Raw genomic sequence first — 25793 nt, forward strand, 5'->3', positions numbered from 1 at the left:
CCAGTCAATCCTTCTTCAGCAAGGCGGCTTCGATCGCCGCCCATGCCATCAGACCAAGCCTTGCATCCGCAATGTCGGTGCCGCCATGGGCACGAAGGCTGGAGCGAGGCGTCGTCTCGCCGGGGAGCAGCACGCGATGACCTGCCTCGGGGTCAACGATCAGTGACACAGGCCTGCCACTGTCTTCCCGCCGGTGGGCAAGCGCGCCGGCGAAGCTGTCCGATGGCCAGAGCGCATCGTCTCCGCCAGCCACGAGCACAAGGTTCGCGGCGGCTTTTTCGACGGGAATCCGCGCGCGCCGCAGGGTTTCCTCGTCCCTCGCCAGGCACTGTTCGAAGAAGGAGCGATAGGACACCAGCCCATCGCGATCAATCCGTTCCCAGGCGAGGTCGGCAGGAACGAAATCCAGCGGCTTTCCCTTCCAGGACCAGGATGAGCGTTCCGGCCAGGCAATGCCGTCCTTGCCGGGACCGATATTGCCCCAGACGACCGAGGTCGGGCTGATCGCAATAACGTCATCGACGCGCGGGTCCAGGGTGGCGACAAGCAGGGCCGCTTCGGCGCCTTTCGAGGTTCCGACGAAGACGATGCGCCGGCAGCCCCGCGCAATCAGGTAGTCCGTAGCGTCGGCGAAGGTCTCCAGCGGGATTTCGCAGATGCCGGGCGACTGACCGGGACCACCGAACCATTGCAGCGCCAGCGCCTGCGCGCCAGACTCGGCAAGCAGTCTGGCACGATCGATATCCACTCTGCCGCTGGAACCACTGAGCACGACGACGCCGGTCTCGCCTGCATCCGGCCGGGAGACGAACACCCCGTTGATCCAGCCTTCGAGCCGTTCGATTTTACAGCCGGCCATCGCGCCTGTTACCATACTGACATCCTGTTGAATTATGGAGTGGTTCTCGACTGGAACAGAGGGCGGAGCCTATCATGGTCGAGAAGCCGCAGGAACGCACCGGGGCATCGTTCGAGGATGCCGATGTCGTCAGCAATTATCCCTTCCGTCCGCCATATCCCGAGGCGGTTTACGACAAACTGCTGGGCATCGCGCCGAAACGCGCCTGCCTGCTGGATATAGGCTGTGGCCCCGGCAAGATTTCACGGCCGCTCTCACGGCATTTCGAAAAGGTCATTGCCGTCGATCCGTCGCGTCACATGATCGAGCTCGGCCAGAGCCTGGAGGAAGGGCGCGCGCGCAATCTTCACTGGATCGTCGGTTTCGCCGAGGATGTCGATATCCCCGATCGTCCCGATCTCATCGTTGCCGCCGCCAGCATTCACTGGATGGATCACAGGCGTCTTTTCGCGCGGCTGAAAACCTATGCTGCCGCCGATCACCGGGTGGCCGTCATATCGGGAGATGCGCCTTTCCAACCGGCCTGGGAGGCCGATTGGCAGTCTTTTCTCGGCAAATGGGTTCCGGCCATAACAGGCGAGGCGTTCGATCCCATTGGCAAGCGAGAGGGCTGGTCGGCGTACAAGGCGTTCCTCGACATCGACGGCTCCGAGCATTTCCACTCCGCTCCATTCGAGCAAAGTGTCGAAGACTTCATTCGCTGCCAGCATTCGCGCGATACGTTCGCGCCATCCCATCTGGGCGGCAGGATGAACAAGTTCGACCGAGAGCTCGGCGAGATGCTCGCTCCCTATGCTCGCGAGGGAAAACTGAGTTTCATCGTCAGGACGAAACTGGTCTGGGGCTCGATCAGGCAGGTCTAGGCCGCTGCCATGATGACGTGGGCCTGAATTTTGGCGGCAACCTCGCTGTCGCCATGCCGGGCGGCAATCGCGGATGCGGCATAGTCGGTCGCAACGTCCAGTTTTCCTGGAGCTCTGGCTTCGATTTCGCTGCGAAGGACGGTTCCCTGGCAATAGGCGAGGGCAGGAATCCGAGGCGAAAATGCGCGGCTTTGTTCGGCCTTCGTTTCGATCACCACATGGGAGAAACCCGCCTCTTCCAGCTCGGCGCAGATCAAGGCTTTGTCATGATAGCCGTGCGGCGTGCGGACCAGGAAGCGTGGCGGATCGTCCGGAAACATCGTCGCAAGGGCGGTCGTCACATCGTCGGCAAAAACATTCTCCTCGAGGCGGTCCCATACGTTGAACAGGAAACGTCCGCCGGGCTTCAGGACACGCTTTGCTTCGCGGTAGCCGGCTATGCGGTCCGGGAAGAACATCGCGCCGAATTGACATAAGACGAGATCGAAGGCGGCATTTTCAAACGGCAGTTTCAGAGCATCCGCCTGGCGCCATTCCAGGCGATCATCGAAGCCCTGTTGCGAAGCAGCGTAGTCGAGCATCGACTGGTTTAGATCGGTGACGATATAGCGTGCGTCCGAGGACAGTTTCGGCGCCAGTGCGCGGGTGACGACCCCGGTGCCTGCTGCGATTTCCAGAACTGCGCCGGGCGACAGGGATGCCGCTCTCTGAGCGAGATCCACGGCGAAGGGCGCGAAAATCAGCGGGACCATATAGCGGTCGTAGTTTTCCGGGATCGAGCCGGTGAACAGCTTGTCCGTTTCCAGCATTGTCATCACCCTCCGCCGCCCAATACGGCTTCAAGCACATCGGTTTCACTGCCGCTCACAGCCGCAAGCTGTCGTCCAGCCAGACCCGGAAGCCGCCGCGGAAGGCGTTTTCGTTGCTGCCACGCCGGCATTTGAGCGGCAGATCCTTCAGCTTTTCGACGTTGCCGCCCCCGATGACGATATAGTCGGGCAGCAGGGCGGCGGCCAGGCGATCGGCGACGTCGAAGACCGATTTTCGCCATCTGCCCTTGCCGCGACCTTCGAGGCCCCGTTCGCCGACATAGTCCTCGAATGTCGCCTTCTTATAGGGCATATGCGCGAGTTCGAGCGGCAAGCAGACGTTCTCGGCGATCATGGCCGAGCCGAGTCCGGTGCCGAGGCCAAGGAAGAGCATGCGGCCGGCCTCGTAGCTGCCGATCGCCTGCATCAGCGCGTCATTGACCACGCGCACGGGCTTGCCGAGAGCTTTTTCGAAATCGAAGCCCTTCCATCCCGGGCCGAGGTTGAACGGATCGGCCGCAGGGCGGTGGGCGACAACGGCGCCGGGATAGCCCATGGCGACGACGTCATAGTGCCAGTCGGCGGTCAGATCGGTAAGGGCTGCCACCATCTTCGCCGCCGTCATCTCGCGCCCCGATACGACCGAGCGCCTCTCGCTGCCGCTGCTGAGTTCCGCCTTCAGATGCGAGCCACCGATATCGACGGCGAGCACGATGCGGCCGTCCGGCGCAGCAACCTTGGGCTTGGCTCGCTCACGCGCCTGCTTTGCCTGCGATGCTTCCATTGTGTCAACCATGGCTGGCGCTCCTCTCCGGGCTGTACCCTCATTCCCTCCCGCGCCATTCTATCGGGCACAAGATCGTAGCCGGCTGTCAAGCCGGTATATTGCGGATCGCTTAATTTCATCTCAGGATGGCAAGGAAGATGCGCAAACATAGCGGAGGAACAGCACTTGGCCTATCCGACACTGCCACCCGGTTCCGTCGAGCCACCAGGCGCGCCGGGCATCGAGCCCCGATGGACGTCCAGCGACAAGAGTGCTGTTGGTACCGCCGTCAGTTCGGCGAGCTGCGTCTGGTTCACGGCAAGCCACGGCATCCTCAACGAGATCTACGCGCCGCGCCTCGACATGGCCTGTATGCGCGATTTCGGTTTCATCGTCACGGCGGAGGGCTATTTCTCCGAGGAGAAGCGCGATGCCGATCACAGCGTTCAGGCGATCGAGGACGGCGTTCCGGCTTTCCGTCTCGTCAATTCCGCCCGCGACGGACGATATCGCATCACCAAGACCATCTTTTCCGACCCGGAGCGTGAGGTGGTGCTGCAGGACATCCACTTCGAGGCATTGAGGGGCAACCTTTCCGACTACAGGCTGCATGCGCTTGCTGCCCCGCATCTCGTCAATGGCGGTGCCGAGAACAGTGGCTGGTCCGCCGATTTCAAGGGCAGGCAGATGCTCTTTGCCGAGGGATCCGGGCGGTCGCTCGCCATTGCCGCTTCGGTGCCTCTGCTTGCCCGGTCAGTGGGTTATGTCGGCATTTCCGATGGCTGGCAGACGCTGTCGCGCGGCAAGGGATTGAGAGAGGATTATTGCGTTGCTGCCTCCGGCAATGTCGCGCTATCAGGCACGCTTGATATGCAGGCGGGTAAGGGGCGGGCGCTGATCGCCATCGGCTTCGGCACGCAGCCGGAAGAGGCTGCTCTGCGCGCGCTGCTCAGCCTCGAACAGGGCGGCGAACCGGCGCTGAAACATTACTGCAGCGGATGGCGGGAGTGGCAGGCCGGGCTGCTTGCGCTCGACGAACCGCATGATCCAGATAAGCTGAACCGCTACCGCGTCAGTACCGGCGTGCTCGCCACCCACCGAGACGATGCCTCCGGTGCCATCATCGCCAGCCTGTCCATCCCCTGGGGTTTCAGTAAAGGCGATGACGACCTTGGCGGCTATCATCTGGTGTGGACGCGCGACCTGGTGGAAACGGCGGGCGGTCTGCTCGCGGCCGGGGCCACCGCGGATGCGCGCTCCGTTCTCGACTATCTCTCCGTCATCCAGGAGGCGGACGGCCATTGGGTGCAGAATGCCTGGCTGGACGGCAGGCCCTACTGGCATGGCATCCAGATGGACGAAACTGCCTTTCCGATCCTGCTCTACGACATGCTGCTGCGGGCAGGCGCGATTAATGCGTCAGAGGCCGGCCGCTATCTGCCGATGATCGAGGCGGCTGCGGGCTATCTCGTCAGAAACGGTCCCGCCACCCAGGAGGATCGCTGGGAGGAAGATGCCGGTTACTCGCCGTTCACGCTCGCCGTGGAGATCGCCGGGCTGCTTGCGGCGGCCGATGCACTGGAGGCGGCCGGGCGGCTCACGGCGTCGCACTATCTGCGCGAGGTGGCCGATGGCTGGAACGAGCGCATCGAGGAGTGGACTTACGCCACCGATACGGAACTGTCGCGTAGTCTCGGCGTCGAGGGCTATTACGTGCGCATCGCTTCGGCCACGGATGGCGCCTCGTCGCTGGGGCGTGACTTCATTCCGATCCGCAATCGCGACGATCTCGGCGAGGTGCTGGAGGCGGACCTGCTGATCAGCCCGGATGCTCTGGCGCTGGTGCGCTTCGGCCTCCGGGCCGCCGACGATCCGCGCATCCTCGGCACGGTGGCGGCAATCGATGCGCAATTGCGCCGCGACCTTCCCGCCGGTCCCTACTGGTATCGCTACAATGACGACGGCTACGGCGAGCGCATTGGCGGCGCGCCTTTTGCCGGAAGCGGTGTCGGCAGGCTCTGGCCACTGCTGACCGGCGAGCGCGCCCATTACGAACTCGCCGCCGGACGAGTGGACGAAGCGCGGCGGATGCTCGCTGCGCTGGAGGCTTCGGCAAGCGAGGGAGGGCTCTTGCCCGAGCAGATATGGGATAGCGAGGACGTGCCGGCACGCGAGCTTTTCCTCGGCCGACCCTCCGGCAGCGCCATGCCRCTCGTTTGGGCGCATGCCGAACACATCAAGCTGCTGCGGTCGCTGCGCGATGGCACGATTTTCGACATGCCGCCCCAGACCGTTGCCCGCTATGTCGCGGCAAAGCCGGCGCAGGCACCCTTTTCCTGGCGGCTGACGGCCCGGCGCGATCAAATGCCGGCGGGCCGGCGGCTCCGCATCGAACTGCCCGAGCCTGCGCTGGTGCGCTGGTCCACCGACGGCYGGGCAAGTGCCACCGACAGTCCATGCCGCGACACGGGCTTCGGCATCCATGTCTTCGATCTGGCGACGGAAACGCTCGGCCCCGGTGTCGTCGACTTCACGATCTTCTGGACGGATGCGCAGCGCTGGGAAGGCACGGATTTCAGGGTCGAGGTGGTTTGAAAGGCAGCGCGGCCTGCACTTAAGAAGCCTGCATAAAGGAAGCGGCCGTTTCCGGCCGCTCAAGAGACTTATTTCATTTTTTCTGTATTTCCGGAAGTATTGCCGGAAACTCGGGATCAGGCCTAAGCCAAACCCAGGGGATCAGGACTTGTAGATCAGCCAGCTCTTGGTGAATTCCTTTTGCATGCCGTCCTCATAGACGACGGTGCAGTTGCGGCCGGCATTCTTGGCGCTGTAAAGCGCGATATCGCTCCTGGAATAGAGCTCGCCGGCATCATCGGCATGTGAGGCCATGCAGATGCCGATGGAGACCGTGACCGGGCCGTAATTGACGCGGGTGCGGGAATTCTTGAAGGGGGTGGATTCCAGCGTGCGGCGGATGCGCTCGGCGATTGCAGTCACTTCGTCGAGCGTATTGCCGTCGATGATGAGGGCGAATTCCTCGCCGCCGGTGCGGGCGACGAAGACGTCGCGGCGGACATTGGTGCGGATGACGGAGGCAACCGTCGCCAGCACCTTGTCACCGACCGGGTGGCCATAGGTGTCGTTGATCTTCTTGAAATTGTCGATGTCTGCGAGAAGCAACGCCGTGACCGGGCGCAGCGCAGGATTGTTGAAGACGGCGGCCAGCCGGTCGTCGAAGGCGCGGCGGTTGGAAAGGCGCGTCAGCGAATCCGTGTTGGCGATGCGCTTGTATTCGTCGAGTTCCTTGCGGACCTGATCCATCTCCTGCGAGCGCTGGACCATGTCTTCTACGGTCTTTTCGCCGTGAGTGATCGTATCGCCGGTTGCCTGGGTGAGCAGGTCGATGGCGTTTTCGATGAGGTCGGCGCTGCTCGTGCTCTTGGAGCTGATGCGCTTGCAGGTCTCGTTGAGCAGCCGGTTATAGCTTTCGAGCGAGGTCTGCTCCTGGCGCAGCACGCGGAGCAGGCCTTCCAGTTCGCCGGCGATGCGGCTGTGCGCGTCGTCGAATATCTTGGCTGGCGCCGTGTGTGAGCAGTGCTGCGTGCCGAGCACGTCGAGTTCCGCCTGTGTCGCCTGGCTGCCGAGAGCGGCAAGGTCGCGGGTGAGCGCGGGATTGGAACCGATATAGGCCTCGTAGAAGAGTTCGTAATTGCGGGGAATTGGCGCAACGCCCATGGAGCGCATGGCATAGGTGATCTGACCCGCCACATCGGGAACCTGCACCTTGGGCGCGACGGCCGTATTCATTCCGGCAACTCCTCAGTTCTTAAGCAATCTTCTATTTGTTAGCTTAAATTTCTTGGGAAAAGATTAAAGCCACATATACCAAAGATTACATACGATAAGTTTGACAGGTCGCAATACAACGATCAGCCCTATGATTTTTCTCAAAGATTTGTAAGTTCGACAGTACCGAAGACACCTCCTATGCGCGAGTGTCTCAAAAAAGTTCAGTCGTTTTTCTATTTTCAGGGATTGTTTTCGTTTTGTTGACGGTCGGTGTCTGTTGTCTGATCTACTGGCGGGAAGCGCTAAGTGACAGATTCCATCTCAATAAACCGGATTTACGGGGACCGGAACGCGCCCCCCTGTTGAAGGCATGAGATCATGGAATCGTCTCGCCACACGTCGCCCGCCATTCTTGCGCTCGCCATCGTCGCCGGCATTGCTTTCCTTCTACAGCAAAGCGGCTTCTTCAACGGCATCTTCAGCACCGACATCCTCGCCAGCGTGGATGCGGAGGATATGCTGAGTGCGGCCGATTTCGCGGGCATGGAAAAGCCCGTAACTCAGGCCGTGACGGCGGCCAATATCGATGTCGCCGAGACGGCTTCCGTTCGATAGCCTGCCTGAAGTATCAGCCGAGGTTYAGCTCCTGGAAGAAGTCGTTGCCCTTGTCGTCGATGACGATGAAGGCCGGGAAGTCTTCGACCTCGATCTTCCAGACTGCTTCCATGCCAAGTTCCGGATATTCGAGAACATCGACCTTGCGGATGCAGTCCTGCGCCAGGCGGGCGGCCGGGCCGCCGATCGAGCCGAGATAGAAGCCCTGGTGCTTCTTGCAGGCTTCGCGCACGGCGCGCGAGCGATTGCCCTTGGCGAGCATGACCATCGAGCCGCCGAAAGACTGGAACTGGTCGACATAGCTGTCCATGCGACCGGCCGTCGTTGGGCCGAAGGAGCCGGAAGCGTAGCCGGCAGGGGTCTTGGCCGGGCCGGCATAATAGACCGGATGGTTCTTCATATAGTCGGGCATGCCTTCGCCCTTTTCCAGCCGCTCGCGGATCTTGGCATGCGCCAGGTCGCGGGCGACGATGATCGTGCCGGTCAGCGACAGCCGCGTCTTGACCGGATGCCTGGAGAGTTCGGCAAGTATATCGGCCATCGGACGGTTCAAGTCGATGCGAACGACGGATTCAGAGAGCTTGGCCTCGTCGATCTCGGGCATGTACTTGGAGGGATCGGTTTCCAGTTGCTCGACGAAGATGCCCTCGCGGGTGATCTTGCCCTTGGCCTGGCGGTCGGCGGAACAGGAAACACCAAGGCCGATCGGCAGCGAGGCACCGTGGCGGGGCAGGCGGATCACCCTGACGTCATGACAGAAATACTTGCCGCCGAACTGGGCGCCGACGCCGAGGCCCTGCGTCAGTTTGTGGATTTCCTTTTCCATCTCGATGTCGCGGAAGGCATGGCCGCTTTCGGAGCCTTCGGTCGGCAGCTCGTCGAGATAGCGGGTCGAGGCGAGCTTGACGGTCTTCAGGTTCATCTCGGCGGAGGTGCCGCCGATAACGATCGCCAGATGGTAGGGGGGACAGGCTGCCGTACCCAGCGTCAGGATCTTCTCCTTAAGGAAGTCCAGCATGCGGTCATGCGACAGCAGAGAGGGCGTGCCCTGGAACAGGAAGGTCTTGTTGGCAGAGCCGCCGCCCTTGGCGACGAAGAGGAAGTCGTAGCTGTCGGTGCCTTCCTCATAGATATCGATCTGCGCCGGCAGATTGTTCTTGGTGTTCTTTTCCTCGAACATCGTGATGGGGGCGAGCTGCGAGTAGCGCAGGTTCTTCTTTTCATAAGCGTCGAGCACGCCCTTCGAAAGAGCAGCCGTATCGCCGCCTTCCGTCCAGACGCGGCGGCCCTTCTTGCCCATGATGATCGCCGTGCCTGTATCCTGGCACATGGGCAGCACGCCGCCGGCGGCGATATTCGCGTTTTTCAGCAGGTCATAGGCGACGAAACGGTCGTTATCGGTCGCCTCGGGATCGTCGAGGATCGAAGTGAGCTGCTTCAGATGGCCGGGACGCAGCAGATGGTTGATATCGGCAAAGGCGGTTTCGGCGAGCAGACGGATACCTTCGGGATCGACTGACAGGATCTCCTGGCCCTTGAAGCTGTCGACCGAGACATGGTCGCTGCTGATCTTGCGGTAAGGGGTGGAATCGGCGCCGAGGGGGAAGAGATCGTCAGCCATCGAAGTGACCTTTCTAGTGGGATATTTTGGAAGCGGTCTAAATCTGGTGGATGGCAAAATCAATCGGGAAGGGGTGGTGGAGCGTTGGCAAAAATGCCGCGCCTTCCTCGCTCATTCCTGTACCCTCGTGCCGGCACAAGGGATGTCACAGCGATGAGGGATGATGGGGAACTGCCTTCGCCTCATCGAGACCGAGCCATGTGCGGCAATCCGCTACTGTCTCCACCTCAAACAAAAGAGGCCGGCAGAGCCGGCCTTTCCATCATCATTTGACCCATCAGCTCACATCGAGGTGGTCATCGTCTCCGGGCACACCATCGCGGCAATCCTTATCGAGGCAACATGCGGCTACCGGATCGATCAATGGGCTTGAGTCCACAGCATCGGCCCGAAAATCGGAATCGATTTTCGCAAAGTCTAATGCGTAGATTCAAAGAGTTAGAGCGTCCCTAGTGCGTCCGAACGGACGCACGGCACTCTAGAATGTTGCCGAGGTTTTCAATCCCAATACGACAACGTCGTCATTGTCGCTGGTGCCGCCGGGATGGCGGATATACTGGAGATTGGGACGGATGAGCAGCCCGGCATGCGGGCGATACGTGTAGTAGAGCTCGGCAGCGTATTCGGAACCACGCGGATCGTCGGACGTCGAGGCGCGACTGTTGACGTGCGTGGTGCCTATGGCGAAGCCGATGTCATCCTCCGGACGCGATTTGAAAAGCCCTGTGTAGACGACGCCCGCAGCGATCTGGCGATCGGTGGTCGATGTACGCTTGTCGGCCATGACAAGGTTGAGGAACAGGCTGAGATTGTCCGTCATCTGCTGCTGGAAACTCAGGTAGCCACCGTATCGTCCCCGATCCCGGCGTGCAGGCAGGCCCGTAATGGCAAAAGGATCGCCATTGACGTCGTCAGCGATGTCGTCGGCGTTGGAGGTGTCGTACCAGCCGCCGATCTTGTAGCTGCCGGGCAAGGTTCCGCCTCCGAACTTCGGCAACCAAGCCAGTTCCACGGGGATCAATGCGCCCGTGGAATGACTGAAGAACACCGGCAGAACCTGATCATCAACCCCTAGATATTTAGGGTTTACGTCATAGACGCCAACCTGGAAATATCCGAAGCCAGTCAGATTGAACTTCGCCCGCGTCGCCCACTGGCTGATCGGCCAGTTGTAGATGTAGTCTCCGACAAGATTTCCGAGATCCGAACCGCAAAACGTCAGGTTCTGAAAATCGCACGGGAACGAGGCAAAATCCTCGTTGACGGGCATTCGTCCAATCTTCCAGTCGATAAGACCGTTCGCAAACTGCTGCTGGTACCAGAAGTCGGTCAGTCGGATGGTCTGTCCGCGGCCGTAGACCTCCTGTACCTGCTGCAGGGTTCCGAGCTGCGCGTCGTCACTCAGGTTCCGGCCGGTGCGCTGGGTGAGCGTGACCTGGAATTTGGCGTCGGGGACCCCAAGCAGCCGGTCGAGATCGAAGGTCACTCCGGCCGAATACTGGTCGGCATATCTGCTCTTGCTATCGATGCCGCCGACCGGGTTGTAGGCGAACTCCCCGACATAACCGAATTGGAAATCGATGCCCCTGTCCCGAAGATTGGTCCGAGCCCCGTTCCAGTCGCCGAACAGCCACGGCTCCGGATCGCTGACGGGTGCTGCGGCTGGAGAAACAGGAGCAATCGCGTCTCCGGCTTCGACGACGCCAGTTCCGTCGAGCGCGATGAGCATGATGGCGGCCACGGCAAGCTTTGAGCACTGCACTCCGGTCATCCTCCGAACTGGAAGGTAGCCGCGCGATCAGGCCGCCGTCCTTCCAAAAGATTCTCCGATTCGTCAGAGTATGGTAGCCTATTCCAGCTCCGGTCGATTGCACAATAGTGTCGGTCAATCATCGCAACCCGCCACATTCGGTCGCCAGCCTAAAACAAAGGCCGGCAGAGCCGGCCCTTTCATCATCATTCAATCTGTCAGCTCACATGGGACTGATCATCGTCTCCGGCCGCACGATCGCGTCATACTCTTCCGACGTTACCAGCCCGCTCGCCAGCGCTTCTTCCTTCAGGGTCGTCCCGTTCTTATGCGCCGTCTTGGCGATCTTGGCGGCTGCGTCGTAGCCGATCTTGGGGGCGAGTGCGGTGACGAGCATCAGCGAGCGCTCGAGGCCGGCCTTGATGTTGTCTTCGCGGGCTTCGATGCCGACGACGCAATTGTCCGTGAAGGAGACGGCGGCGTCGGCGAGCAGCTGGACCGACTGCAGGAAGTTGTAGGCCATCATCGGATTATAGACATTGAGCTCGAAATGGCCCTGGCTGTCGGCGAAGGTCAGTGCCGCGTGGTTGCCGAAGACGTGGATGCAGACCTGCGTCAGCGCCTCGCACTGCGTCGGGTTCACCTTGCCGGGCATGATCGAGGAGCCGGGCTCGTTTTCCGGCAGTGCCAGTTCGCCAAGGCCGGCGCGCGGGCCGGACCCGAGCAGGCGTATGTCGTTGGCGATCTTGAAGAGGGCAGCGGCGGCGGCATTGATCGCGCCGTGGGCGAAGACCATCGAATCATGCGAGGCGAGTGCCTCGAACTTGTTCGGCGCGGTCACGAAGGGCATGTCGGTGATGACAGCGATCTCTTCGGCGACCTTCTCTGCAAAACCGACCGGCGCATTGAGCCCGGTGCCGACGGCCGTGCCGCCCTGGGCGAGCTCGCAAAGGCCGGGCAGGGTCATTTGGATACGCTTGATGGCGGAGCCGACCTGCGCGGCGTAACCAGAGAATTCCTGACCAAGGGTGAGTGGCGTCGCATCCTGCGTGTGGGTGCGGCCGATCTTGATGATGTGGCTGAACTCGGTGACCTTCATGTCGAGCGCCGCATGCAGATGCTTCAGCGAGGGCAGAAGATGATGGGCGATCTGTTCGGCGCAGGCGATGTGCATGGCCGTCGGGTAGGTATCGTTCGACGACTGGCTCATGTTGACGTGATCGTTCGGATGTACCGGCTTCTTGGAACCCATGACGCCGCCGAGCATTTCTATGGCGCGATTGGAGATCACCTCGTTGGCGTTCATGTTGGATTGCGTGCCGGAACCGGTCTGCCAGACGACCAGCGGGAAATGGTCATTCAGCTTGCCGTCGATCACTTCCTGGGCCGCATCCACGACAGACTTGCCAATGCCAGCATCCAGCTGGCCGAGCGCCATGTTGGCACGTGCTGCAGCCTGCTTGACGATTCCGAGCGCACGCACGATCGAGAGCGGCTGTTTTTCCCAGCCGATCTTGAAATTGCCGAGAGAACGTTGCGCCTGCGCGCCCCAATATCGGTCGCTGGCAACTTCGATCGGGCCAAATGTATCGGTTTCGGTGCGGGTGGAGCTCATGGCTTCGTGCCTTCCTGTCACATGCTGTTAAGGGCAGTCTTTGAGGATGAGGGACTTATAGGGTGGAAAGCTTTCCAAGAAAACCGGACGCAGTGCGAAATATTGAAACCGGTTGTCATGTTTACCGGCGTATTTCAGCGTGTTCTTTCGGTCACGCTGGGAAATTAATGCAAATAGCGTCACAAAGCACACTTTCTCGTAGCGGAAAATTCGGTAAAAAATTAACTAATAATTTCATAATTTTGTGTGAACTTCTGCACGGCGCTTGCGTTCGACCCCGTCACACAAAGTTGAGCCTGAAAGTGCTGGCGGCGCGGGCCGGTTTCTGATGAATGGGCCGCAGCTGCCGGGAATTCTGGAAGAATTGATCTGAGCCTTTTTACTTGACAACAGCATGGTACTGGGACTGGAAAACAAGATGAAGTTCGTTTTGAAAAGCGCGGTTTCCGCATTGGCACTTTCCTGCGTGATGGGCGCGGTTCCTGCGCATGCCTATACGCTGATGGACATGCTGCGCGGCGACCGGGCAAGAAGCGGCCAGAGCACGATCATCATGGACCCCTCGGCTCCGGTTCGCGGGAATCGTAACGGCCTTGGCGGCGATATCGATCCGGAAGCCGCACTGCCGAAGGTTTCCAGCCCGCGCTACTACACATACAAGACCGAAGCCTTGTTGCTCGTCGATACGACGAAGTTTGCCGATCCAGTCGTGACCGGCGCGGTCGCCGACGTGTCGGGCGCTGCCACGACCGATGGCGCTCCGCAGCGCCATTTCCTGACGGAAGCCAAGGTTCGCGCCAATACCGATGTCGCCAAGGCCCTGCAGGGCTATTACGGCGACGGCAAGAACCCGCTCGTCTGGGTTTCCAGCGAAGGTGTCAGCGAGCGCGGCAAGGCTGCGCTGACCGTACTTGCCGATGCGGCAAGCGTCGGCCTCGATCCGGCCGATTATGCCGTGTCCGAGCCGACGATCGATCCGGCCAATCCGGATCCCGATCTCCGCGACCGGGCGCTGACGCAGTTCGAACTGGCGCTTTCCTCCAAGGTTCTGGCCTATGTGCAGGATACGACGCGCGGCCGCGTCGACCCGAACAAGCTCTCCGGATACCATGATTTCCAGCGCAAGGTCGTCAAGCTCGATCCGGTGCTGAAGCTCTCCCGCCTGAGCCCCGACGTTGCGGCCTATCTTTCCAGCCGCAATCCAGACAGCACGCAGTTCCTCGCGTTGAAGGCCGAGCTTGCCAAGCTGCGCGCCGCCGACGGCGGGAACGAAGCGCCGATCACCATTTCGCTCACTTCCTTGCTGCGCCCGGGCGACAGCTCGACGGAAGTCGCCAACATCGTCAAGGCGATCCAGAAGCACGGTTCGGAAGAGCTGAAGACCGCGCATGCGGCCACCTTCTCGGCCTATACAGGCAGCAGCGACTATTCGCCCGAGATCGTGTCACTGGTCGAGGACTTCCAGAAAGAACATGGCCTGAAGCCCGATGGCGTGATCGGCCAGGCGACTGTGCGCACCATGACCGGCGGCGACACCAATGCGTCCAAGGTCGACAAGCTCGTTGTCGCGATGGAGCAGGCGCGCTGGCTGCCTGACGATCTCGGCCCGCGCTACGTGATGATCAACCAGCCGGCCTTCATGGCCTATTACTATAACGACTCCAAGCAGCAGCTTGCGATGCGCACCGTGGTCGGCGGCAAGAACAACCAGACCTATTTCTTCGACGACGAGATCGAGACCGTCGAGTTCAACCCGTTCTGGGGCGTGCCGCAGTCGATCATCATCAACGAGATGCTGCCGAAGCTGCGCTCCGACCCGAACTATCTGGACCAGATGGGCTATGAAGTCGAAGTCGGCGGTCGCGCCGTTCCGTCCTCCAGCGTCGACTGGTACGGCTCGACGCAGAATGTCTCGGTGCGCCAGCCGCCGAGCAGCGACAATGCTCTCGGCGAGTTGAAGATCCTGTTCCCGAACAGCCACGCCATCTATATGCACGACACGCCCTCGAAGAGCTTCTTCAAGCGTGACATGCGTGCACTGAGCCACGGCTGCGTCCGCCTTGCCGACCCGCGCGCCATGGCGGCTGCCGTTCTCGGCACGACGGTCGATGATGTTGCGAAACAGATCGCCACCGGCCAGAACCATGCTGTTAAGGTGCCGCAGAAGATCCCGGTCTACGTGTCCTATTTCACCGCATGGCCGAACAAGGACGGCGTGATCGAGTATTTCGACGATGTGTATGGTCGCGATGCTTTTGTGGACAAGGCGTTTGATGTGACGACGAAGTCACGTGGGGCGCAGATCTGACTCCAAGCGTTGGATGGGTAATTGGGCGGGCGGTCTTCGGGCCGCCCTTTTGTTTTGGGCGTCTGCGCACGAAAAATCTGAGGAGAGGGTGTACCGTGGGCCTCTCATCCGCCCCTTGGCTTGCAACGACATGAGACACTTTGATTGGGAGCGAGGCGTCGCGACAGCGTCCCTTCTACCCAGCGGGAGAAGGTGCCTGCGGGATGCTGACGGGAAAGCGCTGCGCTTCAACGAGCGGTCCCTTCTTGATCGAGATAATTCAGGTGAATGAGAGTGCAAACGGACGGATAGCTCCACTATCCATCGGATGATCGCTAACTTCGATATTCAACAGACTCGCATACCGCCCTATGGTGAGGCTTCAACATGCCGGGGTTGAGGGGATCAGATGAGATGGACTTTTTTGACGGGAGTGGCGCTTGCTGCGTCCCTCGCCGTGGCGTCAGCCAATGCAAGCGAAGACAGGCTCGATTCCGCGCTCGGCACAATGAAGGTAATAGGGGAACCACTGCTCCTGGAAGACGGCCGACACGCTGGTTGCCAGTACACATTCGTTGTTCTCACGCGAGATCGGGTCTACCGGCACGGGCAGTATTTGAGGATTGCCGGATCGGTCAGTGTCATAAGAACGAGCGATTTCGTGGATTCACCTGCGCAACATGCCGTCAACACGATGTTAAAGCTGGTTGTCAATGAGGTTGCCATCTCATCCGACGGCCGGTTGAATTTGACGCCATCGGCTCCCTCGCGAGCCTACCTGCTGGGTGAGAATATGCAGAGCCATATGGACAGGCTCGACGAACCCAGGAATACCGAGACGCCCGGAAGCGTGACATTGATGCTTGATGCCGATCCGACGATGAAAATATTGAAGGAGGCGGCGAAGTCCTCTCACAAAATCGCTGTTGCTTTCAACCAGCGAGGCGGCAACAAGGACATAACCATTCCAATTGAGCTCGATGTAACGGATTTCGGGTTGAATGGCGAGAGGACACGGTCGGATGAAGCAGAGCGCAACTTTGCACGCTGTATGGGGAGTGTCTTCAGGGATATTCCATCGGCACGGATGGCCGAGTGAGCCCTGCCTCAGACAGCAACCTTAGCAGCAGAATCCCGCAGCAAACTCTCCACGAGTTCCACCGTCAGCTCATCGAAATGCGTGATGATCACATCCGGATCGAGGCTGGACACCGGCACATCCGAATAGCCGAAGGGTACGGCAATCGCCGGCACACCGGCATTTTTCGCGACGGCGATATCGTTGATGCTGTCGCCGATCATCACGGAGCGGGCAATGTCCCCGCCGGCGCGCTCGATGGTACCGGTGAGGTGGCGGGCGTCGGGCTTGCGGTGTTCGAACGTATCGCCGCCGGTGACCGCGTCGAAATAATGCGTCAGGCCGAGCTTCTCCARCAGGCCGCTAGCCAGGCCCTCGAGCTTGTTGGTGCAGACGGCAAGCCTATAACCCGATGCCTTCAGGCGATCCATCGCAGCGACGAGGCCGGGATAGGGCTCGGTATGCCCCGGCATGTTTGCGCTGTAGTGGGCTACGAAGCGCTCGACGAGCGGGGGCAGGGCTTCAGGCGAGATTGGGTGACCCTGCAGCTTGCAGGCGCGCTCTATCATCACACGGGCGCCCTGGCCGACCAGGTGCGTGAGGTCGTCATAGGTGACAGGCGCTAGATCAAGCGCCGCGATCGTGTAGTTCAGGCTTTCGACCAGATCGACATGGGTATCGAGAAGCGTGCCGTCGAGATCGAAGATGACAAGGGCGTTTCCGGTATGTTCGGGAGCGATGGTCAAAGTGGTGCCTTTTTGCGGGTAGGATCATCCGGGAGTAGGCGATGAACGGGCGAAAAGCAACGCCAGGATATCAGAGAGAAACGTCGCAGCCGAAACGGGTGGCTTTCAATCCAAAGACGATGATTTTGGCTTTCGTTTGCAATACGAGCCGTGTAAACAGCACATCCAACGCAACATCAGGAGCTGGCGGCGCATGGATGCCCGCGAAATGAAGATCAAGGCCGCCGAGGCCGCGCTTGTCCATGTTGAATATGGCATGCGCCTTGGAATCGGGACCGGAAGCACGGCAGAGGAATTCGTCCGTCTGCTCGCTGAAAAGGTTGCAGCCGGCTTCAGGGTCGAGGGCGTCCCGACGTCCGAACGCACCGCTCGGCTCTGCGTCGAACTCGGCGTTCCCCTGAAATCACTGGACGAGCTACCACAGCTCGATCTCACCATCGACGGTGCTGACGAAGTCGATGCAGGCTTGCGGCTCATCAAGGGTGGCGGCGGTGCGCTGCTGCGCGAAAAGATCGTCGCTGCAGCTTCGACGCGGATGATCGTCATCGCTGACGAGAGCAAGCTCGTCGATACACTCGGCGCCTTCGCGCTGCCGATCGAGGTCAATCCATTCGGCCTCGTTTCGACGCGCATGGCTATCGAAAAGACCGCCTCGCGCCTCGGTCTGACGGGCGAACTGAAGCTTCGCCAATCCGGTGACGGAGAGTTTACCACTGACGGCGGACATCTCATTATCGATGCATCTTTTGGCCGCATTCCTGATGCAGAGGCGCTTTCGAGGGAACTGAATTCCATACCCGGTGTCGTGGAGCACGGGCTTTTCATCAACATGGCGGCGCTTGCGATCATTGCCGGTCCTGCAGGTGCCCGCACGCTGCAGGCAAACAGATAACAGGAGCATAGAAACTCATGATGAACATTGCAGGCCTTGGCCGTCTTGCCGCTGCGACCATCGTTCTTTCCGGGCTTGCCTTCGGCTCTGCCGCAAGAGCGCAGGAAGCATCCGAGGAGCAGCTGAAGGCTGCCCGCGCGGCCATGGACGCGATCGGCGCAACCACCCAGTACGACAACATCCTGCCGGGTCTGGCCGAACGTCTGAAGGCCGGTCTCATCCAGGATTCGCCGAACTATCAGGATGTCATCTCCGCGACCGTCGATGCGCAAGCGTTGGCTCTGGCGCCGCGCCGTGCCGACCTCGAAAAGGAAGCAGCTCTGACCTATGCCAAGGCTTTCACGGTCGAAGAGCTGAAGGCGATCGCCGATTTCTACAATTCCGACATCGGCAAGAAGCTGCTGCGCGACGGCCCGGTTGCCTCGCGCGAAACCGCCAAGGCTGCCGATATCTGGGCGCAGGGCATTTCCCGCGACCTCGAAAAGCAGAGCAATGTCGAGCTTTCCAAGGTCATCAAGGCTCCGCCGGCGGCAACCGAAAGCCCGGTTGCACCGGCTGCCCCGGCTCCGGCCGCCGCACCGGCACCAGCCAAGCCGTAAGGCCGCCTTCACCTTTCGCAAAAGCCCGGCATCGTCCGGGCTTTTGTTTTTCTACAGCTCACTCCTATATGTGAACCACCCACGCAGCGATTCCCTCCGGAGATCATCATGCCCACCTTCGACTACGACCTCTTCGTCATCGGCGGCGGTTCGGGGGGCGTGCGCAGCGCGCGCGTCGCAGCCTCGCTCGGCAAGAAGGTGGCGATCGCCGAGGAATACCGCTACGGCGGCACCTGCGTGATCCGCGGCTGCGTGCCGAAGAAGCTCTTCGTCTATGCTTCTCAGTTCCACGAACATTTCGAGGATGCAGCCGGCTTCGGCTGGACGGTCGGCGAAAGCTCGTTCGACTGGAAGAAGCTGGTTGCCGCCAAGGACGGCGAGATCGCGCGGCTGGAAGGGCTCTACAAGAAGGGGCTTGCCGGCGCCAATGCCGAGATCCTGGAGACGCGTGCCGAGCTCGTCGATGCGCATACGATCAAGCTCCTGAAGACCGGCGAGACGGTGACGGCCAAGACCATCGTGATCGCGACCGGCGGCAGGCCGAACCCGCATGAGGCGCTGCCCGGCCATGAGCTCTGCATTTCCTCCAACGAGGCCTTCCATCTCGAAGAGTTGCCGAAATCCATCCTGATTGCCGGCGGCGGCTACATTGCCGTCGAATTCGCCAATATCTTTCATGGCCTCGGCGTCGAGACGACGTTGATCTATCGCGGCGCCGAAATCCTCTCGCGCTTCGACGAAGACCTACGCCGCGGCCTGCATGAGGCGATGGCTGCAAAGGGCATCCGCATCCTCTGTCAGGATGTGATGCAGCAGGTAACGAAGGGCGAAAACGGCCTCGTCATCGAGACGCTGAAGAACGGCACGCTCAATGCCGGTATCGTCATGCTGGCGCTCGGCCGCGACCCGAATACGCAGGGGCTTGGGCTCGACAATGCCGGTGTCGCCGTCAACGAGCGCGGCGCCATCCTCGTCGACGATTATTCGCGCACCAATGTCGAGAACATCTATGCGCTCGGCGATGTCACCGATCGGGTACAGCTGACGCCGGTCGCGATCCACGAGGCTATGTGCTTCATCGAGACCGAATACAAGAACAATCCGACCAAGCCGGATTACGACCTCATCCCGACGGCAGTCTTCTCGCAGCCGGAGATCGGCACTGTCGGGCTATCAGAGGAAGAGGCAGGCAAGCGCTACAAGGAGCTGGAAGTCTATCGCGCCCAGTTCCGACCGCTGAAGGCTACACTCTCCGGCCGGGCGGAAAAGATGATCATGAAGCTGATCGTCGATGCCGCAAGTCGCAAGGTTGTCGGCGCCCACATTCTCGGCCACGATGCCGGCGAGATGGCGCAGCTTCTCGGCATCACGCTGAAGGCTGGTTGCACCAAGGACGATTTCGACCGCACCATGGCGCTGCACCCGACGGCGGCCGAAGAACTGGTGACGATGTATGCGCCGAGCTACCGCATCCGCGACGGCCAGCGGATCTGATCTTTTGACAGGATCGAGCCTGCCGCACCAGCGGCAGGCGAGGGTGGTTAGCTGGTCAGGCGCGGCGCGCGGATGACCTTCAGGAACAGCTTCTTCATCGCCTCGGCGATGCCGTCGGTCGGCGACACCTCGAAATAGAGGCCGGGCGAGGCGCAGGCCGCCATGCGCGAGGGGATTTCGTTCTGGAAGGGCTTGATCCAGTCATTGTACCAGTTGTTGCTCGGCAGTGGCAGGTAGGTGGTGTAGAGCACGGCGATCTTGACGCCGCGATCCTTGAGCGGCTTGCAGAAAGACGTATCGATCGGCTCCTGGCAGCGGCCGCCGGTAGTCTTCTTGGTGCATGTCGACGGCTTATAGCTGTCGCCGACACCATCGGACACGAAGAACAGGATCTTCTCGGGGCTGATATTCGACGTGCCGTCGCCCGAGGGATCGATGATGGTGTTCATCTGCGTCATGGCGCCGTCGAAGCTGGTGAGCTGGTCCTGGTTGTAATTCTGCTTAGGAATGGTCATCAGATCGACGGCGTCGGTATAGTTCTTCACCTTATTGAGATCGGAGGTGAGGCCCGAGATCGTCGTCAGCTTGGCGTCCTCGGCCTTGGTGCCGAAGGTGTAGACACCCATGCGGAACTGGTCGGCGCTGACGCGCTCGTTCTTGGCCGTGTCGGTCAGCGCCTGGGTTGCCTGGCGTACCACGTCGATGCGCATCGCAACGCCAAGGCTCTTGGCAATCGTGTAGTTGTTGGTGCTCTGGTCCATCTGGTGGCAGGCAAAGGCACAGCCCGTCTTGGCCTCCAGCTTGGAAACGTCGGTCGGGGTCGCTCCGACGCCCATGGACGGCGTATTGTCGAGCAGGATGTAGAAATCCATGAACGAGGCGGTCTGGTATTCCGCCGTCGCCGTGCCCGATATGGTGATCGCGTCCTGGCCGAGAACGTGCATGAAGGTGGTGGGCACGGTGGCGCTGAAGGTCACCGTCGAATTGAGCTTGTTGGCCGTCTTGGTGACGTCGATGCTCAAATTCACCGGCACCGAGGTCAGCTCGCCGGACATCTGCGAGAAGAAGATGCTGCGGGCATCCGTCTTTGCGACGGAGATGGTGCCATTGCCCTGCATGATCATGGCGGCTGCCACCGCATCCGATTTTTCGGAAATCGACCCGACGGCGGCGGCATCGGCGGCGGCGTAGAGCTGGGTGCGCAGGCTCAGCGCATGGGCATAGTCCAGCGCCAGCCCGGCGGTGCCGACCAGGGGCACCATCAAAAGCGCCGTCATGATGCCGAAATTGCCAGACCGGTCCGATAGGAAAGCGGACGAAACGATACCCATGCTGAACCCCTATTTTATTAGGGTATTCTGTACGTTCAAAATCTAAATTAGCCGGAAAATAGCATGGTATACGTCGTCTTAACGCTAGTTTCGGCGCCATATTGACGCGGCCGGACCGGCGTTGCGAGCCGCCGACGGAAACTCTGTAGGGCGCTGAATGCGCTAGGCAAGGGGAGCCGAAAGGTTTATAAGCCGCCGCACTATTTAACGGGCAGGCATCCGGGGCAAACCGGATGGGGAAGCAGATGAGTGACATGGCACAGAATTGGACCCCCAGCAGCTGGCGGAGCAAGCCCGTCCAGCAGGTTCCGGACTATCCTGACGCGGCCGCGCTAGCTGCGACGGAAGCCGTGCTTTCCACCTATCCGCCGCTCGTTTTTGCCGGTGAAGCCCGTCGCCTGAAGAGCGCTCTTGCCAATGTGGCCGAAGGCAACGCCTTCCTGCTGCAGGGTGGCGACTGCGCCGAGAGCTTCCTGGAACATGGCGCCGACAATATCCGTGACTTCTTCCGCGCCTTCCTGCAGATGGCCGTCGTGCTGACCTTCGGCGCACAGCTGCCGGTCGTCAAGGTCGGGCGCATCGCCGGCCAGTTCGCCAAGCCGCGCTCGGCACCGATGGAAACGATCAACGGCATTTCGCTGCCGAGCTATCGCGGCGACATCGTCAACGGCATCGAATTCACGCCGGAAGCCCGCATCCCGGCCCCGGAGCGCCAGCTCGACGCCTACCGCCAGTCGGCCGCGACGCTGAACCTGCTGCGCGCCTTCGCCATGGGCGGCTATGCCAATCTCGACAACGTGCACAAGTGGATGCTCGGCTTCGTCAAGGACAGCCCGCAGGGCGAGCGCTACCGCAAGCTTGCCGACCGCATCAGCGAAACCATGGATTTCATGAAGGCGATCGGCATTACTTCGGACAACAATCCGAGCCTGCGCGAGACCGATTTCTTCACCAGCCATGAAGCGCTGCTGCTCGGCTATGAAGAAGCGCTGACCCGCGTCGACTCCACCTCGGGCGACTGGTACGCCACCTCCGGCCACATGATCTGGATCGGCGACCGCACGCGTCAGCTCGACCATGGGCATGTGGAATATTTCCGCGGCATCAAGAACCCTGTTGGTCTCAAGTGCGGCCCTTCGCTGCAGCCCGACAACCTGATCGAACTGATCGACGCGCTGAACCCGGCCAACGAAGCCGGCCGCCTGACGCTGATCTGCCGCTTCGGCCACGACAAGGTGGCGGACAACCTGCCGAAGCTCATCCGCGCCGTCGAGCGCGAGGGCAAGAAGGTCGTCTGGTCCTGCGACCCGATGCACGGCAACACGATCACGCTCAACAGCTACAAGACGCGCCCCTTCGAACGTATCCTGTCGGAAGTCGAAAGCTTCTTCCAGATTCACCGCGCCGAAKGCACGCATCCGGGCGGCATCCATATCGAGATGACCGGCAAGGACGTCACCGAATGCACCGGCGGCGCCCGCGCGGTAACGGCCGAAGACCTGCAGGATCGCTACCACACCCACTGCGACCCGCGCCTCAACGCCGACCAGGCGCTGGAGCTGGCCTTCCTGCTGGCCGAGCGCATGAAGGGCGGCCGCGACGAGAAGCGGATGGCTGCTGCCAACGCGTAAAGCGAGGCGGGTAGTGAGTAGTGAGCAGTGAATAGATTTGAAAAGCCCGGCCGAGCGCCGGGCTTTTTGTTCCAACGAAATCTGCCGATTGCACTGTCGTCATACTCGGGACGAGCCCGAGGATGACGTCGAGTAAAGAGCAGGCTTGTCGGCAAGCTGAGCCTGATCCTCTGTCAGCCATTATAGATATCACTGCACTTGAACATGCAGATGGTCGTCGTGACGAGCGGCACGACACCCCTGAAAACGCACATGATCGTCAGTAATGCCGAGCGCATCTTTCAGGTGAGGTTCCAGGAAAATCTTTTCTACCCCGAACCCGGTCACCCCCTCGGTGGTCAGCCAATCGATCGCGGCAACAGTCCGTTGCTCCTCAATCCGGTAGGCTGGAAACAGCGGCTGGAAAACATTGAGGTCCCAGCGTCCCGTCAGCCAGTCATTCCGCCCCTTGCATTGCTGCTCGTCATCAGCACCGGGCTGCTCGAAAGCGAAATAGCCAATCGGTGAKCGGGTCACGCCATCAAGGAAGTTGCCGCCGGCATCCTTGTAATAGTAGGCGAAGTCGAGCTTCCTGCCATCGGCATGCGACAGGTGCGGCAGCAGGGGAAACCCCGTCAAGAACGGGAAGTTGGCATCCAGCGCGACCGTTGTCGTGCCGGGGAATTGCCTGTCCATATTATTGGCGAGGGCATGGGCCAGATCCCGCATGCCGGGAGTGACATAATTGCGGTTGAGGGCGCAGTAGATCGTTGAGCGAAGGACAAGCTTATCCGAAACGCCTGCCAGACAGGGCAGGGATACACGCCCGAAGATCGGTGCAATGATGCTAGCGACAAGCGTCAGGCTGGTATAGGCGAGCAGGAAGATCGCGAGCTTCGCCACCAATCTGCGCACGCTCCACAGGTGTGCAACCGCAAGGCTCATGAGATAGGCGATACCGCCGATCTGGGTGAGCAGAGTCAGAAAGACGACGATTGCGAAGCGGAAGGCGAAACGAAGCATCTGATGCTTTTTTAGACCGGAAGTTGCGATTATCTTCCATTGCCATTCTCATGAGCGATGACACAAGAGGTAAGTTTGATGCGAATACGTCCGTCGGCACGGCTGCTTCTGCTCGATCAGTTCGGCTGCGTCCTGCTTTTCAAATTCGTCTTCAGATCTGGCGCACTTGCGGGGCGGCAGTACTGGGCGACGCCAGGGGGCGGGCTTGAAGAGGGTGAGACCTACGAAGAAGCGGCTCTGCGTGAACTCAGGGAGGAGACGGGCCTTCATGCGGATCGGGTGGGTTCATCGATCGGCAGCCGGTCTTTCGAGCTGCAGCTACCCGATGGCGAACTGGTGCGCGCCGAGGAGCAGTTCTTTGTGGTGCACGCCGAACGCGGTGCGATCTCCGATAGCGGCTGGACGGAGCTGGAGCGCGAGGTGATGGCCGACCATCACTGGTGGTCCGCAGAGGAACTGCTCGGCAGTACCGACATCATCTTTCCGGACGGAATTTTCGATCTTCTGGAGGTGGCAGCCTCTCAGTCCGCAGTGCCGAGTGCCGTGCGTCGGTGATGTAAGCCCTTGTGGCCGCATCGCAGGCCCTGTATGCAGGCTGCATGACCCGTATTCCGACCCTTTCCGGCCTGTATTACGCGCTGCTCCCATAGAGCGGCGACGGTCATCTACGACACCCGAAACGCCGCACGGTCGGCGGCGTGTGTTTCAACAGAAGGTCTCCGGCCTCATCGGCCCCAATGGAGACCCTTGTGACCATCAATTTTCAACCATCCACCAGTCCCCGGTCGGAGTTTCTGCGCGTTCTGACGGAGCGCGGATTCATCCAGCAATGCACCGACCTCGAAGCGCTTGACAACAGGCTCTGCGCCGGGATCGGCACCGCCTATAACGGCTTCGACCTGACGGCCGACAGCCTGCATGTCGGGCACCTCATTCCCATCATGATGCTGCGCTGGTTCCAGAAGACCGGCAACAGGCCGATCGCGCTGATGGGCGGCGCCACGACGCGGCTTGGCGATCCGAGCTTTCGCGATACGTCGCGTCCCTTGCTCAGCGAAGAGCAGATTGCGCAGAATCTGACCGGTATCCGGCGCATTTTCGAACGTTTCCTGACCTTCGGCGATGGGCCAACCGATGCGCTCATGGTCAACAATGCCGATTGGCTTGGTGGTCTCAAATACCTGGATTTCCTGCGCGATGTCGGCCCGCATTTCTCGGTCAACCGCATGCTGACATCCGAAAGCGTGCGCCAGCGGCTGGAGCGCGAGCAGTCGCTTTCGCTGCTCGAATTCAATTACATGGTCATGCAGGGATACGACTTCCATGTGCTCGCAGAAAGGCACGGCTGCCTGCTGCAGCTCGGCGGTTCCGACCAGTGGGGCAATATCCTCAGCGGCGTCGAATTCGGCCGGCGCGCCGGCGGGCGCTCACTGTTCGGATTGACGGCGCCGCTCTTGACGACCGCCTCGGGCGCGAAGATGGGCAAGAGTGCGTCGGGTGCGATCTGGCTGAATGCCGACCGCTTGTCGCCCTACGAATTCTGGCAGTTCTGGCGCAACAYCTGGGATGCCGATGTCGGCCGGTTCATGAGGCTCTTCACTGAACTGCCGCTGGATGAAATCGCACGGCTGGAAATGCTGCGCGGCTCCGAGATCAATGTGGCGAAGAAGGTGCTGGCGGACGAGGTGACACGGCTCTGCCATGGTGCAGGTGCAGCGACGGAAGCGTCCGAAACATCGCGGCGCATGTTCGAAGAGGGCGAGACCGCTGCCGGGCTGCCGACGATCGCTCTGAACCTGGATACCTTCCGCGAGGGTCTTCCGCTGGCAGACGCCCTTGTCGCCGCCGGGCTTGCAAAGTCGAAAAGCGAAGCGCGGCGGCTGATCATCGGCGGCGGAGTGCGGGTCAACAGCCGTGCCGTTCTCGATGAAACCGTACGGCTGGTCGATACGGATGTTGAGGACGGCGTCATCCGCCTGTCCGTCGGCAGGAAGAGACACGTGCTTTTGCAGCCCGGAGGATGACGCTATCGGACGGCCGCTATCA

General features: G+C 60.8%; 21 protein-coding genes. 11 read left to right on the forward strand and 10 right to left on the reverse strand.

What is annotated here, in order from left to right; genetic code table 11:
- Positions 1-4: 4 nt before the first annotated feature.
- The gene (locus AC1D35_RS09335; RefSeq protein WP_477855301.1) at positions 5-874 is read right to left on the reverse strand and encodes an acyl-CoA thioester hydrolase/BAAT C-terminal domain-containing protein; all 870 of its coding nucleotides are present in this window, start codon (positions 872-874) and stop codon (positions 5-7) included.
- Positions 875-933: 59 nt separating this feature from the next.
- Here AC1D35_RS09335 and AC1D35_RS09340 point away from each other — a divergent pair, with 59 nt between their 5' ends.
- Complete coding sequence (locus tag AC1D35_RS09340; protein ID WP_113308342.1) at positions 934-1722, forward strand: class I SAM-dependent methyltransferase; 789 nt, start codon at positions 934-936, stop codon at positions 1720-1722.
- Here the strand turns inward: AC1D35_RS09340 and AC1D35_RS09345 are convergent.
- Both AC1D35_RS09345 and AC1D35_RS09350 read right to left on the reverse strand, forming a co-directional pair.
- A complete protein-coding gene (locus tag AC1D35_RS09345; protein WP_477938538.1) occupies positions 1719-2531 on the reverse strand; it encodes a class I SAM-dependent methyltransferase in 813 nt (270 codons plus the stop codon). The genes AC1D35_RS09340 and AC1D35_RS09345 overlap by 4 nt on opposite strands.
- A 55-nt stretch (positions 2532-2586) precedes the next feature.
- On the reverse strand, positions 2587-3327 hold the full coding sequence (locus tag AC1D35_RS09350) for an ROK family protein (protein WP_113301079.1): 741 nt from the start codon (positions 3325-3327) through the stop codon (positions 2587-2589).
- Between the two features lie 156 nt (positions 3328-3483).
- Here AC1D35_RS09350 and AC1D35_RS09355 point away from each other — a divergent pair, with 156 nt between their 5' ends.
- Positions 3484-5892 (forward strand): glucan 1,4-alpha-glucosidase, encoded by a 2409-nt coding sequence (locus AC1D35_RS09355; protein ID WP_477938539.1) that lies wholly within the window; start codon positions 3484-3486, stop codon positions 5890-5892.
- Between the two features lie 141 nt (positions 5893-6033).
- Here the strand turns inward: AC1D35_RS09355 and AC1D35_RS09360 are convergent, their stop codons facing one another.
- The gene (locus AC1D35_RS09360; RefSeq protein WP_113308340.1) at positions 6034-7104 is read right to left on the reverse strand and encodes a GGDEF domain-containing protein; all 1071 of its coding nucleotides are present in this window, start codon (positions 7102-7104) and stop codon (positions 6034-6036) included.
- Between the two features lie 360 nt (positions 7105-7464).
- Between AC1D35_RS09360 and AC1D35_RS09365 the strand changes: the two genes are divergently transcribed.
- Positions 7465-7701: a hypothetical protein gene (locus AC1D35_RS09365; RefSeq protein WP_113308339.1), complete on the forward strand. Its 237-nt coding sequence runs from the start codon at positions 7465-7467 to the stop codon at positions 7699-7701.
- A gap of 13 nt (positions 7702-7714) precedes the next feature.
- On the opposite strand, the gene AC1D35_RS09370 is transcribed toward AC1D35_RS09365, so the two are convergent.
- The 3 genes from AC1D35_RS09370 to fumC all read right to left on the reverse strand — a co-directional run bounded on the left by AC1D35_RS09370 (position 7715) and on the right by fumC (position 12687).
- The gene (locus AC1D35_RS09370; RefSeq protein ID WP_113308338.1) at positions 7715-9322 is read right to left on the reverse strand and encodes a fumarate hydratase; all 1608 of its coding nucleotides are present in this window, start codon (positions 9320-9322) and stop codon (positions 7715-7717) included.
- Positions 9323-9800: 478 nt separating this feature from the next.
- Positions 9801-11084 (reverse strand): carbohydrate porin, encoded by a 1284-nt coding sequence (locus AC1D35_RS09375; protein ID WP_477855305.1) that lies wholly within the window; start codon positions 11082-11084, stop codon positions 9801-9803.
- A 211-nt stretch (positions 11085-11295) separates the two neighbouring features.
- Positions 11296-12687 carry a class II fumarate hydratase gene (gene fumC / locus AC1D35_RS09380; protein WP_113301085.1) on the reverse strand — a complete coding sequence of 464 codons (1392 nt, stop codon included), beginning with the start codon at positions 12685-12687 and terminating at the stop codon, positions 11296-11298.
- 418 nt (positions 12688-13105) lie between these two features.
- On the opposite strand from fumC, the gene AC1D35_RS09385 reads away from it, so the two are divergent.
- Positions 13106-14995, forward strand: a complete 1890-nt coding sequence (locus tag AC1D35_RS09385) for a L,D-transpeptidase family protein (RefSeq protein WP_113308400.1) — start codon at positions 13106-13108, stop codon at positions 14993-14995.
- Positions 14996-15383: 388 nt separating this feature from the next.
- Positions 15384-16073 carry a hypothetical protein gene (locus tag AC1D35_RS09390; protein WP_113308336.1) on the forward strand — a complete coding sequence of 230 codons (690 nt, stop codon included), beginning with the start codon at positions 15384-15386 and terminating at the stop codon, positions 16071-16073.
- A gap of 8 nt (positions 16074-16081) precedes the next feature.
- On the opposite strand, the gene AC1D35_RS09395 is transcribed toward AC1D35_RS09390, so the two are convergent.
- Positions 16082-16798 (reverse strand): HAD family hydrolase, encoded by a 717-nt coding sequence (locus AC1D35_RS09395; protein WP_477835357.1) that lies wholly within the window; start codon positions 16796-16798, stop codon positions 16082-16084.
- Positions 16799-16991: 193 nt separating this feature from the next.
- Between AC1D35_RS09395 and rpiA the strand changes: the two genes are divergently transcribed.
- The 3 genes from rpiA to gor all read left to right on the forward strand — a co-directional run bounded on the left by rpiA (position 16992) and on the right by gor (position 19783).
- Positions 16992-17690 carry a ribose-5-phosphate isomerase RpiA gene (gene rpiA, locus AC1D35_RS09400; protein ID WP_113301089.1) on the forward strand — a complete coding sequence of 233 codons (699 nt, stop codon included), beginning with the start codon at positions 16992-16994 and terminating at the stop codon, positions 17688-17690.
- A 17-nt stretch (positions 17691-17707) separates the two neighbouring features.
- Positions 17708-18289 (forward strand): DUF2059 domain-containing protein, encoded by a 582-nt coding sequence (locus tag AC1D35_RS09405; protein ID WP_113301090.1) that lies wholly within the window; start codon positions 17708-17710, stop codon positions 18287-18289.
- A 108-nt stretch (positions 18290-18397) separates the two neighbouring features.
- Positions 18398-19783: a glutathione-disulfide reductase gene (gene gor, locus AC1D35_RS09410; RefSeq protein WP_113308335.1), complete on the forward strand. Its 1386-nt coding sequence runs from the start codon at positions 18398-18400 to the stop codon at positions 19781-19783.
- A 47-nt stretch (positions 19784-19830) separates the two neighbouring features.
- Here gor and AC1D35_RS09415 read toward each other — a convergent pair whose 3' ends face one another.
- Entirely contained in the window at positions 19831-21114 is a 1284-nt protein-coding gene (locus tag AC1D35_RS09415) for a pilus assembly protein TadG-related protein (RefSeq protein WP_113308334.1), read from the reverse strand.
- A 254-nt stretch (positions 21115-21368) separates the two neighbouring features.
- On the opposite strand from AC1D35_RS09415, the gene AC1D35_RS09420 reads away from it, so the two are divergent.
- Positions 21369-22745 carry a class II 3-deoxy-7-phosphoheptulonate synthase gene (locus AC1D35_RS09420; protein WP_477938546.1) on the forward strand — a complete coding sequence of 459 codons (1377 nt, stop codon included), beginning with the start codon at positions 21369-21371 and terminating at the stop codon, positions 22743-22745.
- A gap of 189 nt (positions 22746-22934) precedes the next feature.
- Here the strand turns inward: AC1D35_RS09420 and AC1D35_RS09425 are convergent, their stop codons facing one another.
- Positions 22935-23747: a hypothetical protein gene (locus AC1D35_RS09425; RefSeq protein ID WP_113308333.1), complete on the reverse strand. Its 813-nt coding sequence runs from the start codon at positions 23745-23747 to the stop codon at positions 22935-22937.
- A gap of 78 nt (positions 23748-23825) precedes the next feature.
- Between AC1D35_RS09425 and AC1D35_RS09430 the strand changes: the two genes are divergently transcribed.
- On the forward strand, positions 23826-24302 hold the full coding sequence (locus AC1D35_RS09430) for an NUDIX domain-containing protein (protein WP_113308332.1): 477 nt from the start codon (positions 23826-23828) through the stop codon (positions 24300-24302).
- A gap of 182 nt (positions 24303-24484) precedes the next feature.
- Entirely contained in the window at positions 24485-25771 is a 1287-nt protein-coding gene (gene tyrS, locus AC1D35_RS09435; protein WP_477938540.1) for a tyrosine--tRNA ligase, read from the forward strand.
- Positions 25772-25793: the final 22 nt, after the last annotated feature.

Source organism: Rhizobium sp. P1_E6, from assembly GCF_056405875.1.